Here is an 18,819-nt window from a genome sequence, read left to right as displayed (position 1 = left end):
CATCCCCGTTCAACTTTCCATCCTGCCGACGATGACGTCTCCTGTCCTGACCGGCCTGCGCATCGGCATCACGATCGGATTGCGTGCCCCCGACGAAAGCCTGTGGATCAACGGCATCAAGCAGAACGCGCTGTTCCTCGCGAAGCTGCTGATGGCGTCGCCGCACGGCTACCGCGTGACGCTGGTCAACACGACCGACGTGCCGCTGACCGACGCCTTGCCGTGGGATCGCGGCATGTACGACACGCGCGCGTTCGCCGACATGAAGGACGCGCTCGACGTGATGATCGAGCTTGGCGGGCAAATCGACGGCGAGCAGACGGCCTACCTGAAAGCGCGCGGCGTGAAGCTCGTCAGCTATTGCTGCGGCGTCGAGTACATCAACGCGATGGAGTCGATGCTGTTCGGCCGCCGGCTGTGGGATTCGCTGTTCATCAACCGCGGCTACGACGAGGTATGGGCAATTCCGCAGATCGCGCCGTCGTCGCTGCCGTTCCTGCAGTCGCTGCGCCGCTGCCCGGGGCGCGTCGTGCCGTTCGTGTGGGATCCGATGTTCCTGACCGAACGCGCGCAATCGCTGCCCGAGCACGGCGAATACCGGCCGCGCAGCGAGCCCGGCAAGCGGCTCACGGTGATGGAGCCGAACCACAACGTCGTGAAGTTCTGCGTGTATCCGATGCTGATCATCGATGAAGCGTATCGCCGCGACCCGGACGCGATCTGCTTCACGCACGTGACGAACGCCGATCGCCTCGCACACGACAGCCCGGAGTTCGTGATGCTGATGAACTATCTCGACATCGTGCGCGCGGGCAAGGCGAGCTTCGTCGGGCGTTTCGATACGCCGCTGTTCCTGGCCGACCTGACCGATATCGTCGTGTCGCACCAGTGGTCGAACCCGCTCAACTATTTCTATTTCGACGTGTGCTGGCAGGGCTATCCGCTGGTGCACAACGCGAGCCTCGCGCCCGATCTCGGCTACTACTATCCGGACAACGACGTGCAGCAAGGCGCCGATGCGCTGCTGCGCGCGCTGCATACGCACGACCACGACTGGCAGGCGTACACGCGGCGCCAGCGCGAGATCCTCGGCCGTTACACGTCGTCGAATCCGGCGCTCGTCGCCGAGTACGACGCGCTGCTCGCGAACCTGATCGGCGCGACGGCTGCCTGAAGCCGATTTTCCGCGGTACCGGTTCGTTGCGGCCCGCGCGCCGTCTGCCACCGCCGGGTTTGTCCCGCCCTCATGTCTGACGAAATCATGCCGTTAAAAAAGAAACCGCCGAACGCGATCGGTTCGACGGTTTTCGAAGGCACGAAATTGACGGCTCCGAGGGAAGTCCGTCAAAAACAAGTTTATAGGTTAACAAGTTGGAAAGATTGTTAAACATGTTTCAATCCATAATCTTCATATAATTGAGGTTGGTATTATTGATTAAATGAAGATTGATTCCGCATGGAATTTTAATAATATCGTTTGAAACGTGAAAATTGAATGCCGTGATGATCGAATGGCGGGCGGAAACGGGTTTCTCGCGGGGCGGGTCGTGTATGGGGAACGGTGTTTCACCGCGGCCTGTCGCGCGTGATCGGTACTTCACGGCACGGTATTGGTCAGATCAATTGACGGTGCCCTGATTCTCGAGACGGGGAATTCGTGAAGAGACGATTCAGATAAAACTGTTTCGACGAAAAAGATAAACGACTCGAGCTTCGGGTTCCTTGTAATTCGGGTTGTGTAACCTGTCGCACTGTCGGCATCGCGCGTGCGTGATGTATTTCAGGTAACCGAATATCGTAAAAAATATCGAATTTGACGGCGCCGCAGCGAACAATCCGCTCCCCGGAAAAATCGACATGACAGGATGGGCCGGGTAGGGCGGCGGAGCGCGTCGAGGTCGGCTCGTTCCGCTGATGTGTTGAGGTCGAGCCGCGATCGGCGGCTCGCCATTTGCCGGAGCGCCGGATGAATGCGGTCGAAGCTCGCCAGGAGGCGAATCGGAAAGCGAATCGCGACGAAATCGACCGCGTGTTCGGCGCGCGCGACGATCATCCCGACCTCGCGTCGGTACGCAGTTTCGTCGAAAGCCGGCTCGGATTCGCGCGCGAGCCCGTGTGCCGCGCCGACCTGTCGGGCGGCGTGCTGTACCAGGAATGCCTGGCGCGGCTGCGATGGGGCGAGCGCGACGCGCTGCCGCCGCTCGCCTTCCTGCCGCGCCTCGAAGCGCTCGGGCTGATGCGCTGGTTCGACCGGTTGGTGGTCGGCCGGATGATCGACGCGCTGCGCGCCGATCCCGGTGCCGTGTACGGGTGCAACATCGCGGCGGCCAGTGCGGTCGTGGATGACGCGTGGCTCGCGATCTTCAGGCGGCTCGAGTGCGAGCCGTCGGTGGCGGCGCGGCTGGTGGTCGAAATCACGGAGACGGGGCCGCTGAACCCTGTCGCGGGCCGGTCGTTCGTGGACCGCCTCCGGCGCGCCGGGTGCCGGATCGCGATCGACGATTTCGGTGTCGGTTTCAGTGCATTGAACAATCTGGTGGTCGGCAATCCCGACATCGTGAAGCTCGACCGCTCGATTCTGTCGATGATCAAGCGCAACGCGATCGGGCGATACCGGTTTCGCCGGTTGATCGCGTTTGCGCATGAAGGTGCGCGGCACGTCGTCGTCGAGGGCGTGGAAAGCGAGATGGACCGGCAGATCATCGTGGATGCCGGCGTCGCGTGGGCGCAGGGCATCCGCTTTTCGTGGCGGTCGCCGGCCGCCGCGTGATCGCGGGAACGGGCAGGGCGGCGCGCGGGATGCGCGTCGGGGGCGGGACGAATCGCAAAAAGGGGCGTGGAGATGGCGGAGACGAAAGCCGGAGGCGGAACGGGCACGCAGGCAACCGATGTGCGCGGCCTGATCGCCCTCGCCGAACTGGCCGACATGCTGGGGCAACTGGGCGCCGAGTCGCCCGATGCCCCGATCGATGTCGCGCCCTATCTCGACGGCCTGACGACCGTCGCGCGCCGCATTCAGCGGATGAACCCGCTCGACGCGGGCGGCCGCGAGCTGGCGGCGCGGCACTATTACGCGGGCGTCATTGCCGGCGCGTGCGGTGACGAGTCGGCGATCGCGCGCGGCGTATGCGACAGCCTCGTCAGGCAATCGGGCCGCGCGGGCCGGTCGGCAGCCCGTTGTTTCGCGGTGCTCGCGCGCATCGGACGGCGGCACGGCCGCGCGTTCGCCGCGCAAAGCGGCGATCGGGTACGCGTGTAACGCGACGGGCGCGTGCGATCGCAATCAGCCGAGCGGGCGATCGGCGAACAGGTGTTGGATCTGCGTGGAATAGGCACGCACGTTGTGCTCGGCGAGCGCGTCGACCCGGTGCAGGCAGCGTCGGGCGGCGGCCGCGTAGTCGATGAGCCGTGCGTCGTGCGTCTGCGCGGCGGTCGCGATCGCGCGCGCCGCATCGAAGATCTCGAAGTCCGGATAGTAGTAGCCGACGTCGCGCAGGAACGGCGAATTGTGCACGAGCGGGTAGTTGCCGTACAGCGCGTCGTACAGCAGGTAGTTCAGGCCGTTTTCCCAGTGGTGCGACACGACGATGTCGGTGTGATGCGCGGCCCACGCGACGAACGGTGCGCGCACGTCGGCGGTGGCCTTGCCGTCGCGCACCATCTCGAGCCCGAGCGCGAGATGCTTGAAGGCGACGTTCTCCTTCTTGTCGAACGTGTTGGTCATGTACACGTGCTCGACGAGCTCCGGATGGTCGACGTAGCACGCGTTCGCGGCGAGCATCGGCACGATCGCGCTCTTCACGACATTCAGGTTCGGCTCGAAGAACGCGATGCGCTTGGCCGGGCCGTGGTTGCGATAGCCGAAGCGCGCCTTTAGTTCAGGATCGGCGTCGAGGCTGCGTTCGATGAAGTACGGCGACCAGATATGCGGCAGCTCGATCACCGGCGCGCGGTACACGGCCTGGAAATACGCGGCGCACGTATGCATGTGCTGCAGATTGGTCCAGATCTCGTCGAACTGCACGCGGTGCGGGTTCGGTCGCCAGTCGTTCTTCTCGAAGTTGATCGTCTCGACCGCGATCACGTAGTCGTTGCCGAAGCGGTACGACACGCACTTGCCGCCGCGCCGGCGCACGACGTCGGTGTGCGACGGGTCGACGAACGCGTTCATCTCGATCAGCAGGTCGGTCTCGTGAACGACGGCCGACAGCGGCCGCAGCGCGTCGCCGAACGCGTCCATCATCAGCGCCTGCGGATACTCGGCGATGCCGTCGTCGTGCGCGAGCCAGACCTCGCCGATCAGCGGCGACTGCTTCAGCAGCATGTACAGGTACACGCAGTGCTGGTTCGCGCCGTTGTACCAGATCGACTGCGTCGCGTCGCGCTGCACGTTCATCGTTATCGCGACATTGAGTTTCATCGGATCGGCTCCGTGGGGCGGGGACGGGTCACGCGTCGCGATAGAGCGTGGCGATCGCGTCCGTATAGGCCGCGACGTTCTCGGGGTTGTAGATGCTGACCGAGTCGAGCACGTGCCTCGACTGCTCGCGGTACGCGTCGAGATTCGCGTCGTGCTCGGCGAACGCCTGCAGCAGCGCGCGGCCGCCCGCCTGGCAGTCGAAGTCCGGATAGAAATACCCGGCCTTGCCGAGGAACGGCGAGTTGTGGATCAGCGGATAGTCGCCGTACAGCAGCTCGTAATACAGGTAGTTCTGCGCGTTCTCCCACGTGTGCGACACCACCGCGTCGCCGTACGCGGCCATGAACTCGTACACCGCGTAGCGGCTTTCGAACGTCGTGATGCCGTGGTTCACGATGTCGAGGCTCTTCGCGAAGTGCACGAAAGTCGGGTGTTCCTTCAGGTGGATCGTGTTACACACGCGCACGAATTCGAGGAACGCCGGATTCGCGCGGTAGGCTTCCTCCGTGATCAGCATCGGGATGATGCTGGTCTTCACCATGCAGATGTTCGGCTCGAACATCGTCACGCGCCACCGGGGCTTGCCGGGCTGATAGCCGAACGACAAACCGGCGCCGAGCGTCGCGCGCGCCTTGTCGAACAGCATCGGATGCCAGATGTGCGGGACGATCGTGACCGGTGCGCGCAAGCCCGTCTGGTAATAGTGCAGGCACGAGCGCTCGAATTCGGGAATCGTCCACACCGCGTCGTACGGCGCGCCCGAGAACAGGAAGCCCGACGGCTTGTCGAACATCGCGCGTTCGATGTCGATCACGTAGTCGTTGCCGACCCGCATCGTGACGACCTTGCCGCCGCGCTCGCGGAACGCGCGCAGGTAGTCCGCGCCGAATTGCGCGCTCATCTCGATCAGCACGTCGCAGCGCTCGAGCGCTTCGTCCATCGACAGCAGCGGCACGTTCCACTCGCCGAGCATCATCTGCGGATCGGCGACCTGTTCGCCGCCGTTGACCATCACGGCATCCGCGACGAGCGGCGACTGGCGCAGCAGCAGGATCAGCAGCAGGCAGTTCTGGAAAATGCCGTTTTCCCACAGCGACTGGCCGGCGCCGCGCACGAACAGCGACACGCCGACGACGACGCGCTTGCCCTCGCCGGGCGCTTGACGGGCATTGGAGTCCGACATGCGTATGCTCCGGTTCAGGCGACCAGACGCGAGACGAACGCGTCGAGGTTCGCGGGGTTGTCGATCGAGACCGACTGCAGCAGCCGGCCGGCTTTCGCGCGGTAGTCGTCGAGGCGTTCGTCGTGATGCAGCCACGCTTCGAGCAGCGCGCGGCCGCCGGCGGCCGAATCGAAGTCCGGGTAGTAATAGCCGGCGTCGCCAATGAGCGTCGAGTTGTGGATCAGCGGATAGCCGCCGTACAGCACGTCGTAATACAGATAGTTCTGCCCGTTTTCCCAATGGTGCGACACGACCGCATCCGCGTGGCGCGCCATGAAGCCCGGCAGGTCGAGCCGCGGTTCGAACGTCGCCTTGTGCTGGCGCACGAGATCGAGGCTGTTCGCGAAGTGCAGGAAGGTCGGATGTTCCTTCATGTGCATCGAGTTGACGACGAACATGTGTTGCACCGCATCAGGCCGCGTGCGGTAGAACGCGTCGCACGCGAGCATCGGGTAGTGACAGGACTTCGCGACCGAGATGTTCGGCTCGAGCGTCGCGAGCCTCCACGGCCGCTGGCCGGGCCGATAGCCGAACGTCGCGCCTTCGTCGGCGAGCGTGGCCACGCGGCGCTCGAGGAAGTACGGCGACCAGATGTGCGGCATCAGGTGAACGGGGGCGCGCAGGATCGTTCGCAGCATCGGCGCGGCGGTCTTGTCGTATTGCGGCAGCAGCCATACTTCGTCGAACGGCGCGCCGTTGAACACGTGCCCCGACGGTTTCCCGAAGATCGGCGTCTCGCACAGGCCCGCATACACGTGCCCGCAGAAGAACGCGGCGATCTTCTTGCCGAGCGCCTTCATGTGCCGCAGCCATTCGACCGGCAGCTGCGCGCCCATTTCGATCACGACGTCGAGTTCGTGCGTGACGTCGGCGGGTTTCACGAGCGGGATGTCGAGGCCGTCGAGTTCGAGCCCGGCCGGCAGTGCAGTGGCGTCGCCGCCGTTCAGGAAATAGACGGGGCCGACGCGGTCCGAGCGCTTGAGCATCATCGCGAGGAACGCGATGTTCTGGTGGATGCCGTTTTCCCAGATCGCCTGGCCGTCGCGCGCAAACAGCGAGATGCCGACCGCCGGCCGTTGCTTGCGGGTGCCGCCCGCGGCGGCTTCATTGATGTCCGTCACCGGTTGGTTTCCTCTGCGGCGTCGTGCGTCCGGGCATCGCGTCGAGCGTCTGGCCGGCAGCGGCGCGCCGTGGGTTGTCATGGTTGGATTCGCGCCGGTGCGCCGCGGTGTGCGAATCGGGCGACGAGATTCGCGAAGGCGGCAGCCGGATTCCGGCGTGTCGCCGGGCACGCCCCGCACGGCGCGCGTCGGGCAGGCTGCCCCGGCGACTGTCTGCGGCGATTGTGGCATGGAAACCGCCGTTTTTGGCAGGGCGTGACGAACTTTGACATAGCCGATGGCCAACGGGGACGGGCGCCGGCGAAGCGGCGCCCGGTGGTCCGGCGGAATTCCCGCGCCGGCGGGTGCGACCCGTCGGATAGCGCGGCCGCATGGGCGGCCGCAGGCGGCTCAGTGCTGCAGCCGGATTTCGACGCGGCGGTTGCTGGCGCGGCCTTCCGGCGTCGCGTTGGACGCGACCGGATCGGCCTTGCCGCGGCCCGAGACCGTCATCGAATCGGTCTTCAGCCCGTGCGTCTTCAGATAGGCGGCGACCGATTCGGCGCGGCGCTTCGACAGTGCGAGGTTATAGTCGTCGCTGCCCACCGAATCGGTGAAGCCGGTGACCGTCACTTGGGAGTACGTGCGGTCGGCGCGCTCGCTCAGCAGCCGGTCCAGCGATTCGCGCGCGGTCGGTGCGAGCGTCGCGTGGTCGGTCGCGAACAGCGCGTCGCCCGACAGGTTCACGCGCTCGACGACGGCGGCAGCGGGTGCGGGTGTGGCGGCCGAGGCCGCTTCGGCCTGTGCGACGCCGCACTGGAAGACCAGCGTGGCTGGATCGGATTGGTCGCGCAGCGCGCGGGCCGAATCGACGGCGCGCACGGGCTCGTCGCCGCAGATCTTGCGGGCGGCCTTCATGCAGGTCTGCGGGCCCGACAGCAGGCCGTGGCAGTCCACCTGGAAGGTGCGCACGCCGTCGCGCGGCTGCAGTTCGGAGGCGCTGAAGGTCGGACCGGATGCGGTCGAGCATGCGGCGAGGGCCGTTGCGGAAAGCGCGAGCGCAAGAGCGAGTTTGTTCACGGTTACATCCTCAATGCTTGGGTTGACTGAAGCCCGCCACGGGTTGCGCGGCGGGCTCGTCTGGCCGTCGGGGCCGCCACGGGCCGCACGGCTGGCGAGCTGGGCGGCCTGGCGGCGCGACGCATTACTTCCACTGGTACAGCACGCCGGCGCCGATCACCTTCTGACCGCCGCTGAAACCGCCGTTGATCGACGCCTTCAGGTTCTCCGTGATGCGCGCCTGCATGTTGACCGCCATCGCCTTCTGGCCGAGGAAGGTCGACGTGCCCACGCCCATCCCGAAGTTGGCGTCGCGATCGAGCTGCGGGATCGAGGCCATCGCGCCGACAGCCGCGATACCTTGCTTCGCCATCTGGTCGGTCTGCTGCAGTTGCGAACCCAGCGAGTTGATCTGCGCCTGCTGGCCCGACAGCGCCGTCGACAGCGTCGTCTGCACCTGCGTCAGCTGGTTCACGTTCACCGCGTCGGTGCCTTGCGTACCCGGCGCGACGTTCGTGATCTGGCGCTGCTGCTGGTCGCTGCCGACCGACACCACGTTCGAGCGGCCGCCGTCCGTCGAATTCGCGCCGATCGCCACCGAGTTCGAGCCGGCGGTGACGGTCGGGTGATCGCTGCCGGTGCCGTTCATGTCGGCGGCGATGCCGTTGTTGTTCACTGCACGCGTCGTGTTGTTGTTGATCGTCGTTGACAACTGGTTCAACTGGTTGTTGATGTTCGTCACGCCGGTCGACAGCGACGCCACGTTGCTGTTCGTCGTGCTCAGGCCGGTCGACAGCGAACCGATACCGGTCGACGTCGACGTCGACAGCGAGGTGACGGTGCTGTTCGTCGTGCTCAGGCCCGTCGACAGCGAGCTGATCGCGGTCGAGGTCGACGTGGACAGCGAGGCCACGTTGCTGTTGGTCGTGCTCAGCCCGGTGGACAGCGAGTTGATGCCGGTGGACAGCGACGCGACGTTCGACGCGGTGGACGTCGACAGCGTGTTGAGCGCCGTGTTCGTCGCGTTGAGCTGGCTGCCGTTGATCGCATCCGTGCTCGTGGCCGAGATGCGGCCCGCGGCGACGTTCGTGATCTGGCGTTCCTGGCCCGGTGCGCCGACGCTCACCACGCCGACCGGCGAGCCGCCCGCGAACGGGTACGTGACGCCGCCGATCGTGGCGCTCGACGTGCCGACGGCTGCCGCCGTGACCGAGTTCGCGCCGAGTGCGATCGAGTTCGCGACGTTCGCTTGCGCGTTCGTGCCGAAGGCGAGTGCGTCGGCGGCCGTGGCCTTGGCGGCCGAGCCGTAGGCCTGGGCGCCGGTGGCGCTGGCCGTGGCCTGGCTGCCCAGCGCGATCGTGTTGTCCGCGGTGGCCTGGTTCGCGCTGCCGAGGGCGAGCGCGCTGGCGCCGGTTGCCGTGTTCTGGTTGCCGAGCGACACCGCGCCGTCGCCGGTCGCCGTGTTGTTCGCGCCCATCGCCACTGCGCCGGCGCCCGTCGCCACGTTCGGATCGCCGATCGCGACCGCGCCATCGCCGGACGCCGTGTTGCCGGAGCCGATCGACACGGCCTTGCCGCCCGTTGCCGAGGCGTTCTGGCCGATCGCAACCGCGCCTGCCGTCTGCGCGTTCGAGCCGTCGCCGACTGCCACGCTGCTGGCGCCCGCCGCGCTGGCGTTCACGCCGGCGGCGAGGGCGTTGGTGCCCGTGGCGCCGTCGTTCGCGTAGTTGGCTTGCTGCACGCCGTTGTCGTTGACGCTGTAGTAGTGCGTCTTCGCGGCGTTGATCGCGGTCGAAGTGGAGGTCGACAGCGACGACACCGCGCTGTTCGTGCTGCTCAGGCCGGTGGACAGCGAGCCGATGCCGGTCGAGGTCGAGGTCGACAGGGACGTGATCGTGCTGTCCGTGCTGCTCAGGCCGGTGGACAACGAGCTGATGCCGGTCGAGGTCGAGGTCGACAGGGACGTGATGGAGCTGGTCGCGGACGACAGGCCGGTCGACGTCGAAGTCGACAGGGAACTGATGGAGCTGTTGGCCGACGACAGGCCCGTCGACGTGGAGGTCGACAGCGACGTCACCGAGCTGTTGGTCGAGCTCAGGCCGGTGGACAGCGAGTTGATGCCAGTCGAGGTCGACGTGGACAGCGAGGTGATTGAACTGTTTGCGGAGGACAGGCCGGTCGAAGTCGAAGTCGACAGGGACGTGATCGAGCTGTTTGCCGACGAGAGGCCAGTCGACGTCGAGGTCGAGAGGGACGTGATCGAGCTGTTAGCCGAGGACAGGCCGGTCGACGTCGAGGTCGACAGCGACGTCACCGAGCTGTTGGTCGAGCTCAGGCCGGTGGACAGCGAGTTGATGCCAGTCGAGGTCGACGTGGACAGCGAGGTGATTGAACTGTTTGCGGAGGACAGGCCGGTCGAAGTCGAAGTCGACAGGGACGTGATCGAGCTGTTTGCCGACGAGAGGCCAGTCGACGTCGAGGTCGAGAGGGACGTGATCGAGCTGTTAGCCGAGGACAGGCCGGTCGACGTGGAGGTCGACAGCGACGTCACCGAGCTGTTGGTCGAGCTCAGGCCGGTGGACAGCGAGTTGATGCCAGTCGAGGTCGACGTGGACAGCGAGGTGATCGAACTGTTTGCGGAGGACAGGCCGGTCGAGGTCGACGTGGACAGCGACGTGATGGAGCTGTTAGCCGACGACAGACCGGTCGACGTCGAGGTCGAGAGCGACGTGATCGAGCTGTTGGCCGACGACAGGCCCGTCGAAGTCGAGGTCGAGAGCGACGTGATGGAGCTGTTCGCGGACGACAGGCCCGTCGACGTGGAGGTCGAGAGGGATGTGATCGAGCTGTTCGCGGACGACAGGCCGGTCGACGTGGAGGTCGACAGCGACGTCACCGAGCTATTGGTCGAGCTGAGACCCGTTGACAACGAGTTGATGCCGGTCGAGGTCGAGGTCGACAGGGACGTGATCGAGCTGTTTGCCGACGAGAGGCCCGTCGAGGTCGAAGTCGAGAGCGACGTGATCGAGCTGTTCGCGGACGACAAGCCAGTCGACGTGGAGGTCGACAGCGACGTCACCGAGCTGTTGGTCGAGCTCAGGCCGGTGGACAGCGAGTTGATACCGGTCGAGGTCGAAGTCGACAGGGACGTGATCGAGCTGTTTGCCGACGAGAGGCCAGTCGAGGTCGACGTGGACAGCGAATCGATTGAGCTATTGGCCGAGGACAGGCCAGTCGAGGTCGAGGTCGAGAGCGAGGTGATCGAGCTGTTGGCCGACGAGAGACCGGTGGACGTAGAAGTCGACAGCGACATCACCGAGCTATCGGTCGAGCTGAGGCCGGTCGACAACGAATTGATACCCGTCGAGGTCGAGGTCGACAGCGAGGTGATCGAGCTGTTAGCCGACGAGAGACCGGTGGACGTAGAAGTCGACAGCGACATCACCGAGCTATCGGTCGAGCTGAGGCCGGTCGACAACGAGTTGATGCCGGTCGAAGTCGAGGTCGACAGCGACGTGATGGAGCTGTTCGCCGATGACAAACCGGTCGACGTGGAGGTCGACAGAGACGTCACCGAGCTATTGGTCGAGCTGAGGCCCGTCGACAGCGAATTGATACCCGTCGATGTCGACGTGGACAGCGACGTGATCGAGCTGTTGGCCGACGAAAGACCTGTCGAAGTCGAAGTGGACAGCGAGGTGATCGAGCTGTTAGCCGACGAGAGACCGGTGGACGTAGAAGTCGACAGCGACATCACCGAGCTATCGGTCGAGCTGAGGCCGGTCGACAACGAGTTGATGCCGGTCGAAGTCGAAGTCGACAGCGACGTGATGGAGCTGTTCGCCGATGACAAGCCGGTCGACGTGGAGGTGGACAGCGACGTCACCGAGCTATTGGCCGAGCTGAGTCCCGTCGACAGCGAATTGATACCCGTCGATGTCGAGGTCGACAGCGAGGTGATCGAGCTGTTGGCCGACGACAAGCCGGTCGACGTGGAGGTGGACAGCGACGTCACCGAGCTATTGGTCGAACTGAGGCCCGTCGACAGCGAATTGATACCCGTCGAGGTCGACGTGGACAGCGAAGTGATCGAGCTGTTGGCCGACGAAAGACCTGTCGAAGTCGAAGTCGAGAGCGAGGTGATCGAGCTGTTAGCCGACGAAAGACCCATCGAAGTCGAGGTCGACAACGAGGTGATTGAGCTGTTAGCCGACGAGAGACCCGTCGAAGTCGAGGTCGAGAGCGAAGTGATCGAGCTGTTCGCGGACGACAGGCCCGTCGAGGTCGAAGTCGAGAGCGACGTGATGGAGCTGTTAGCCGACGAGAGGCCCGTCGAAGTCGAGGTCGAGAGCGACGTGATGGAGCTGTTCGCGGACGACAGACTGGTCGAAGTCGACGTCGACAGCGACGAAATGGCACTGGTCGCGGTACCGACTTGTTGGGCGACGGAATAAAGCTGGCTGCCGTTGATCGCGTCGGTACTGGTCTGGGTCACTTGGCCGGCAGCGACGTTGGTGATCTGCCGTTCCTTGTTGAGGTCGCCGACGCTGACGGTGCCGACCGGCGTGGCGCCGGCGAATCCGCCGAACGTAACGCCGTTGACGGTCGCGCTGCTCGTCGGGGTGGCCGCGGCGGTCGCCGAGTTCGCGCCGAGCGCGACGGAGTTGTTCGTGCCGGCGACGGCGCCGGTGCCGATGGCGACGGCGTCGGTGCCCGTTGCGGTGCTATCGGCGCCGGTCGAGTTCGCGTGGAAGTACTTGATGCCCTGACTGTTGATGTTGTTGATCGCCGAGCCCACGCTATTGGCCGTCGATGTCGTGCCGTTCGCGTTGTACGTGGTGTACGCCGGAGCCGAGACCTTGCCCGTCGTCGGGTCGTACGTCGAACTACCGCCAAGTGCCGACGCGGTGCTGCTACCCAGGTTGTCGGTCTTCGTCGAGACCGTGCTCAGGCCGGTAGACAGCGAATTGATGCCGGTCGAAGTCGAGGTTGACAGCGAGGTGATCGAGCTGTTGGCCGACGAGAGGCCCGTCGACGTGGAGGTCGACAGCGACGTCACAGAGCTGTTCGCCGAGCTGAGGCCAGTGGACAGCGAGTTGATGCCGGTCGAAGTCGAGGTCGACAGGGAACCGATCGAGCTGTTGGCCGACGACAGGCCCGTCGACGTGGAAGTCGAAAGCGACGTAACCGAGCTGTTTGCCGAGCTGAGGCCGGTGGACAGCGAATTGATACCTGTCGAAGTCGACGTCGACAACGAGGTGATCGAGCTGTTGGCCGACGAGAGGCCCGTCGACGTGGAGGTCGACAGCGACGTCACAGAGCTGTTAGCCGAGCTGAGGCCAGTGGACAGCGAGTTGATGCCGGTCGAAGTCGAGGTCGACAGGGAACCGATCGAGCTGTTGGCCGACGACAGGCCCGTCGACGTGGAAGTCGAAAGCGACGTAACCGAGCTGTTTGCCGAGCTGAGGCCGGTGGACAGCGAATTGATACCTGTCGAAGTCGACGTCGACAACGAGGTGATCGAGCTGTTGGCCGACGAGAGGCCGGTCGACGTGGACGACGAAAGAGACGTAACGGAGCTGTTAGTTGTACTAAGGCCGGTGGACAGCGAATTGATGCTGGTCGAAGTCGAGGTCGACAGCGAGGTGATCGAGCTGTTGGCCGACGAGAGGCCGGTCGACGTGGACGACGAAAGCGACGTAACAGCGCTGTTAGCTGAACTAAGGCCCGTGGACAGCGAGTTGATGCCCGTCGAAGTCGAGGTCGACAGCGAAGTGATCGCGCTATTCGCCGACGAAAGACCGGTCGACGCCGACGTCGACAGGCTGCCGATTGCGCTCGTCGTCGTGCTCATGCCGGTGCTGAGCTGGGCGACGGTGACGGCGTCCTGCGGCGCCGAGCCGTCCGCGACGTTCGTGATGCGGCGCAGGGCCGTCGAGCTGCCGACCGAAACTTCCGACAGAGGCGCGGCGCTGCCCGTCAGATAACCCGTGCCCGTCGGCGCTGCGGCGCCCGTCACGCTTCCGGTGCCGAGCGCGACGCTGGATGCGTATCTGGCCGTGCTGCTTGCGCCGAGCGCCATCGCACCGGTGCCCGAGGCCGTCGCGCCGGTGCCGAATGTCGTGGCGTTCGTGCCGGATGCCGTTGCGCCGACGCCGATTACCTGTGCGCCGGTTCCGGTGGCGAGCGTGCCATTGTTGCCGATGGCGATCGAGTTCGTGCCGTTGGCGGTAGTTTGGGCGCCGATCGCCGTCGAATCCTGACCCGTAGCCGATGCACTCGTGCCGATGGCGAGCGAATCGCCGGAACCCGTCGGAGACGTTGCTACAGCACCGGCCCCGATCGCGATCGTGGAACCCGACGTAGCGTTGCCCGCGTTCGCGCCGCTGCCGATCGCGATGCCGCCGCCCGTGCCAGCGTTCGCACCGGCCGTCGCCGATTGACCCAATGCAACCGCGGAGCCGCTTGCCGTGGCGCCGTCGCCCTGCGCGATGCCATACGCACCGTTGACGGTCGCACCGCGGCCGAGCGCGATACCCGACGTGGCGGTCGATGCGACGGACGACTGCCCGCCGATCGCGATACCGTCCGCCGCGGCCGACTGCGCGCCCTTCGTTGCGTTGCTGCCGATGGCGACTGCGCCCGCGCCCGAAGCGATGGTCGAGTTCGCCTGCGACAGCGGCGTCGTTCCGTTGCCGCCCGCGCCGCCGATCGCGACGGAGTTCAGTGCGTTCGCAGTCGAGCCGAAGCCGAGTGCGGTCGCGCCGGCACCGCTGGCGGTGGTTTCGAGGCCGGCAGCGACGCCCCACAGACCCGCCGACGACTGTATGCCGGTGGCGACCGCGCCGTTGCCGGTCGCCTGTGCGAATGCGCCATATACCGTGACACCGGTCCAGCCGTTGCCGTTGGAGTTACACCCGGCTACGACCGAATACGTTCCGGAACCGTCGCCGGCCTGGTTTTGCGTGCCGCCGGGGTTGACGCGGCCGACCGCGCCGCTGCTTCCCGTCAGGCAGGTTTGCTGTGTGTTGAGCGTATTGGCTTCGGCCAATCCGGGCAGGCTGATCGCCAGCGCCGCGACGGCGGCGACCACGACGGCCGACTTGTTCGGCTTGCCCCGTGCCGAATCGATTTCCGATGCCGCGACCCAGGCGCCAAGAGCTTCGTTCCAGATCGAGCGGTATGTGCGGTTCATGTCCTACTACCTCCAAATGTGCACGCCACACACCGGTCTCTTTTGTTAGAGGATTGCTCCGTGCGCTCGCGCGAATCTCAAAATTGATGGGCGGAGTTTATTGGAGGTGCATTTTTAAGATTGACAAACAGTGATAAATGAAGTGTTTTTAAAGTTAAAGAATGGTTAATGCGACGTGTTTTGACGCGGGGAGTTGGAATGAATTTGAAAGATTCAAGAATGCTTGAAGTATGGTTTGAATTCTTCTGCGTAGATGTCTGTTTTCTTTTAAAAATCAAATAGTTGTTGTTGTTTTGTGCGGTAGATGACACACTGGGCGGACTTAAAAGTAAGACAAATGAAATAGCAAACGTTTGCGTGGCGCCAAATTCTTTCATGTTTGTAATGTTATGGGGATTGCGATGAGATAACGCTTTTGTCGAATTATTAACTTGTTAATAATTCGGCTTGTATTGAATTTTTTTGTTTGCGTATGGGGATTATCTGATGGCCCAATTAATCGGATTCGAAGTGTATTTGATTGTGCTGATGTGCGCATCCCGCCCGGCGCTGGGGCCCGTGTGACGGGCGCTCCGGGCCGCCCGGCCGTCGAAGTTGTAAAAAATTGCTACAGAGCGCCCAAATGAAACACTCCGCGTCGATTTATCGGATTTGTCCTATTGACGATCGCATTGATATCGCTGTTAGGGCGGAATCGGCGCATATGCCGGAAGTCGAGCAGGTGGGCTCGTGGCGGGTGTTTGGCGTGGTGTCGACGGGGCGCCAACGCCCACGGGTCGGCGTCGCGTCGGAGGGGGGGCGAAATGTCAGGCTCGAGAGCCGCAATTTGTCCGCCACGCCGCCGCCGCCTCGGCGTGGCGAATAAAAAGAGGGGGGATCGAATGTATCGGGCGCGCCACATTCGGCCCACGAGCGTGGGCCGAATGGGCCAGCCTGCCGCATGACCCGCGGCAAACTTCCGGCTTTACTTCTTCAGAAACCGCAGCGCGAACCGCGCCATCCGAGGCACGAACATCGGGCGCAGCAGGCGCTTGTCGTAACCGGCCATCCGCCGGTCGTTTTCCACGAGACACAGCTCGATCAGCTCGCGCGGGTTCAACGCATCGCCGATATCGGCGGTGCCCGTCGCCGGAAAATTCGCGTCACGCGCGGCGCCGTCGGCATCGATGCCGCGCGCGATGCTCATGCGGTCGCGGATCAGCTGCACCCACACGGCTGCGACGCGTGCGAAGAACCACGGCCGGCGCCACCACGGCATCGTGCGCCAGTACCATGCGTACCAGTTGACGAAGAACAGGATGTGGCGGCCTTCTTCCTGGATCACGGGCTCGAAAGTCTCGACCAGTTCGGGCGGGAAATAGCCGGAGCGCTGCGCGGAGCGGAACAGGCCGAACGCGAAAAAGCTGTCGATGCACTCGCTGAAGCCCGTCATCATCCACGACCATTCGGGATCTTTCGGCGCGGGGTAGGCCGGCTCGGGCGCGAGGCGGATGCCGTACGCCTCGACGAGCTTCGACAGCACGACCTTGTGGCGGGCTTCCTCGCCGCCGTCCATCTCGAGCGCGCGGCGCAGCAGCGGATCGTCGACTGTCGCGGCGTAGGTCGCCACGCGGATCGACGCGCGGCCTTCGGTTTGCACCGCGATGTCCCAGATCGGCAGCGACGTGAGCCGCCTCAGCTCGGCCGGCTGGAGCGCCGGCCAGTCGATCACGGCCGGCTTGTACGGGTTGTGTGTGTCGAGCAGCATCCGACAGAACATCTGCTTGTGCGCATCGGAACCGATCCGGACCGGGCCTTGGGCCTCGAAGGTCCAGTTGCGCATTGCGTGATCTGCGGCTGCATGCTCTTCCTGCAGCGTGTCGGTCATGGCTATTGTTATGCGATTACGGATCGAAAGATTCTTGCACAGCTTCCGTCATCGCGTATTTTCGAGCGGCCATGTGCACGCCGGCCCCGCGCATGTCACGCGTTCGTGTCGACCCAGAGGCGGCCCCAGCGCGATGCGTACGCGAGGGCGTGCTCTTCCTCGAAGAAGAAATCGATTGCGTCGAACGACACGGAGCGCGGCGACGGGCCGCCGCTCGCGCGTTCGATCGTCAGGTTGGCGGCGAACAGCCCGTTCGGCAACCGGGCGGCAGCGGGAGCGACTTCGTAGCCCTTGTAGCGGATCGTACGGTTCATGGCATGCGCGGAAAAAGTTCGGACTTTCAGCGTACGCAAACCCGCCGGTCGGGTGAACCAATCTTTCGGCCAATGCAAATGACGCGGCGGGCTGAATCGTTATCGGGGCGGGACGCGGAACGGTGTTGTCGGGAGCCGGGACGACGCGCCCGCATGTCGCACGCGTCGGAAGACGCGCCGCGCGCCCTCGTCGAATCCTGTCGATCGAGGGCGCGCGGCGGAATGCGGGGGGTTACTGGTTGGCGACCTTCAGCACGGGGGCGAGCGCATCGACCGACGCCGCGTGCGAGGCCGCCCGATGCGACGCGAACGCGAGCGCGAATTCGGCCGCTTGCGCGCCGACCGTCTCGAGTTGCGCGACGACCTTCGGATCCGAGCAGCTGTCGGCGCTGTCGAAACGCGTTTCCAGCGTGTTGACGGTGGCGCCGAACGGCGTCGGCCAGCCGCGCAGCGCATGGACGATCGAGCGCAGCGACGTCAGCACGGTGCCGGCCGCCTGCCAGCCGTAGGCGGTGACGATCAGGCCGACCGCGCGGCCGTCGAGATACGGGCGTTCGTCCGCGCGCAGCTCCTCGAGCGTGTCGAGTGCGTTCTTCACGAGGCCGGACACGCCGCCGTGATAGCCGGGCGTCGCGATGATGATCGCGTCGGCCTGGCGCACCGCGTCGATCAGCTCGCGCTGCGCGTCGGTCAGCGTTTTGTGTTCGGGGGCGTAGTGCGGCAGCGTGTGCAGGAACGGGCCGTCGAACAGGCGCGTACGCGCGCCGGCGGCCTGCGCGCCGCGCAGGGCGAATGACAGCGCGCGTTCGGTGGACGACGCGGCCCGGGTGGTACCGCCGATGCCGACGACGAACGGGCGGCGGTGTTGATCGAATGCAGTCAAGGGGCGCTCCTGGGAGTGGCTTGCCCGGCTAAGCACAGGCTTAAAACCAGATGGTAACGACCGCGTCGCCACTCTGAAAACGACTTTTCGTTCTATCGATATGCCGCGCGCCGGGGCAATCGTGTGCGCGGCCGCGCAGATCGATAGCAGAAATGCTTGGTTGGGACGGTGCACCACGGTCGATAAGATGGGTGCGTCTCCTCCATGATGTCTCTACTGACATGGGTTGGCCCCGCCACGCGGATGCGGCGGGGCTTTTTTTCGTCCTCGGCCGGAAAACGGGGCCCGATGCGTGCCGCGGCGTGGCCCGTTACGCGAACACCGGCCGGAAGAAGCTGCGCTCGTAGCTGACGATGCAACGCGTGTCCTCCGCGTAGCGGAACGCGGCCTGGCAGGCCGGATCGTCCTTCGAGCGTTCGCGGTAGCGCTCGTAGTCGGCGAGGCTCGGGAACGAGAACATTGCCAGCGCGATGTTGCTCGCGCCTTCGGATGGCAGGAAATAGCCGTGATGCGTGCCGCCGAACCGTTCGACGAGCGGAATCCACATCTTGCCGTAGGTCTCGAATTCGACGAGTTTGTACGGGTCGACGACGTAGCGAAGGAAGCAGGTGATCATGGGCGCTCGCGATGCAGTGGCGGAGCCGCGAGTCTGGAGCGCGGGGCGGCACGTGTCAACGGCGTGCACGCCGGCGTCGGTTTCGTTGCTTGATGCGTTGCTTGCGCGAGCAACGATCGGCACTTCGATGTGTTCGCCATGAC

13 protein-coding genes are annotated in these 18,819 nt (G+C 64.8%); 3 read left to right on the top strand and 10 right to left on the bottom strand.

Translation table 11 applies throughout. The annotated features are described in order from the left end of the window. Positions 1-31 precede the first annotated feature (31 nt). The 3 genes from CFB52_RS26340 to CFB52_RS26325 all read left to right on the top strand — a co-directional run bounded on the left by CFB52_RS26340 (position 32) and on the right by CFB52_RS26325 (position 3,259). Complete coding sequence (locus tag CFB52_RS26340) at positions 32-1,174, top strand: DUF2827 domain-containing protein (protein WP_089465749.1); 1,143 nt, start codon at positions 32-34, stop codon at positions 1,172-1,174. 792 nt (positions 1,175-1,966) lie between these two features. Continuing rightward, positions 1,967-2,770, top strand: coding sequence for an EAL domain-containing protein (locus CFB52_RS26330; RefSeq protein WP_059575453.1), 804 nt, complete (start codon positions 1,967-1,969; stop codon positions 2,768-2,770). A gap of 72 nt (positions 2,771-2,842) precedes the next feature. Further along, entirely contained in the window at positions 2,843-3,259 is a 417-nt protein-coding gene (locus CFB52_RS26325; protein WP_059575451.1) for a hypothetical protein, read from the top strand. A gap of 24 nt (positions 3,260-3,283) precedes the next feature. Here CFB52_RS26325 and CFB52_RS26320 read toward each other — a convergent pair whose 3' ends face one another. From CFB52_RS26320 to CFB52_RS26280, 10 genes are all read right to left on the bottom strand, one after another. Next, positions 3,284-4,420: a DUF2827 family protein gene (locus CFB52_RS26320; RefSeq protein WP_059575449.1), complete on the bottom strand. Its 1,137-nt coding sequence runs from the start codon at positions 4,418-4,420 to the stop codon at positions 3,284-3,286. A 28-nt stretch (positions 4,421-4,448) separates the two neighbouring features. Further along, positions 4,449-5,603 carry a DUF2827 domain-containing protein gene (locus tag CFB52_RS26315; protein ID WP_099317813.1) on the bottom strand — a complete coding sequence of 385 codons (1,155 nt, stop codon included), beginning with the start codon at positions 5,601-5,603 and terminating at the stop codon, positions 4,449-4,451. Positions 5,604-5,617: 14 nt separating this feature from the next. Next, complete coding sequence (locus CFB52_RS26310) at positions 5,618-6,763, bottom strand: DUF2827 domain-containing protein (protein ID WP_099317812.1); 1,146 nt, start codon at positions 6,761-6,763, stop codon at positions 5,618-5,620. A 390-nt stretch (positions 6,764-7,153) separates the two neighbouring features. Then, the gene (locus CFB52_RS26305; RefSeq protein WP_099317811.1) at positions 7,154-7,822 is read right to left on the bottom strand and encodes an OmpA family protein; all 669 of its coding nucleotides are present in this window, start codon (positions 7,820-7,822) and stop codon (positions 7,154-7,156) included. A 124-nt stretch (positions 7,823-7,946) separates the two neighbouring features. Next, complete coding sequence (locus CFB52_RS26300; protein ID WP_099317948.1) at positions 7,947-14,996, bottom strand: ESPR-type extended signal peptide-containing protein; 7,050 nt, start codon at positions 14,994-14,996, stop codon at positions 7,947-7,949. A 77-nt stretch (positions 14,997-15,073) separates the two neighbouring features. Beyond that, positions 15,074-15,373: a hypothetical protein gene (locus tag CFB52_RS34380; protein WP_144029761.1), complete on the bottom strand. Its 300-nt coding sequence runs from the start codon at positions 15,371-15,373 to the stop codon at positions 15,074-15,076. 587 nt (positions 15,374-15,960) lie between these two features. Then, positions 15,961-16,863, bottom strand: a complete 903-nt coding sequence (locus tag CFB52_RS26295; RefSeq protein WP_059575437.1) for a hypothetical protein — start codon at positions 16,861-16,863, stop codon at positions 15,961-15,963. Positions 16,864-16,958: 95 nt separating this feature from the next. Then, a complete protein-coding gene (locus CFB52_RS26290; protein ID WP_006480563.1) occupies positions 16,959-17,177 on the bottom strand; it encodes a hypothetical protein in 219 nt (72 codons plus the stop codon). A gap of 232 nt (positions 17,178-17,409) precedes the next feature. Then, positions 17,410-18,060: an NADPH-dependent FMN reductase gene (locus CFB52_RS26285; protein WP_060968372.1), complete on the bottom strand. Its 651-nt coding sequence runs from the start codon at positions 18,058-18,060 to the stop codon at positions 17,410-17,412. Between the two features lie 310 nt (positions 18,061-18,370). Further along, a complete protein-coding gene (locus tag CFB52_RS26280; RefSeq protein WP_059575435.1) occupies positions 18,371-18,676 on the bottom strand; it encodes an NIPSNAP family protein in 306 nt (101 codons plus the stop codon). Positions 18,677-18,819: the final 143 nt, after the last annotated feature.

Origin of the sequence: Burkholderia sp. AU18528, from assembly GCF_002223215.2 — a bacterium.
In the GTDB taxonomy this organism is placed as follows: Bacteria; Pseudomonadota; Gammaproteobacteria; order Burkholderiales; family Burkholderiaceae; genus Burkholderia; species Burkholderia semiarida.
This window is presented reverse-complemented; position numbering and strand designations above follow the sequence as displayed.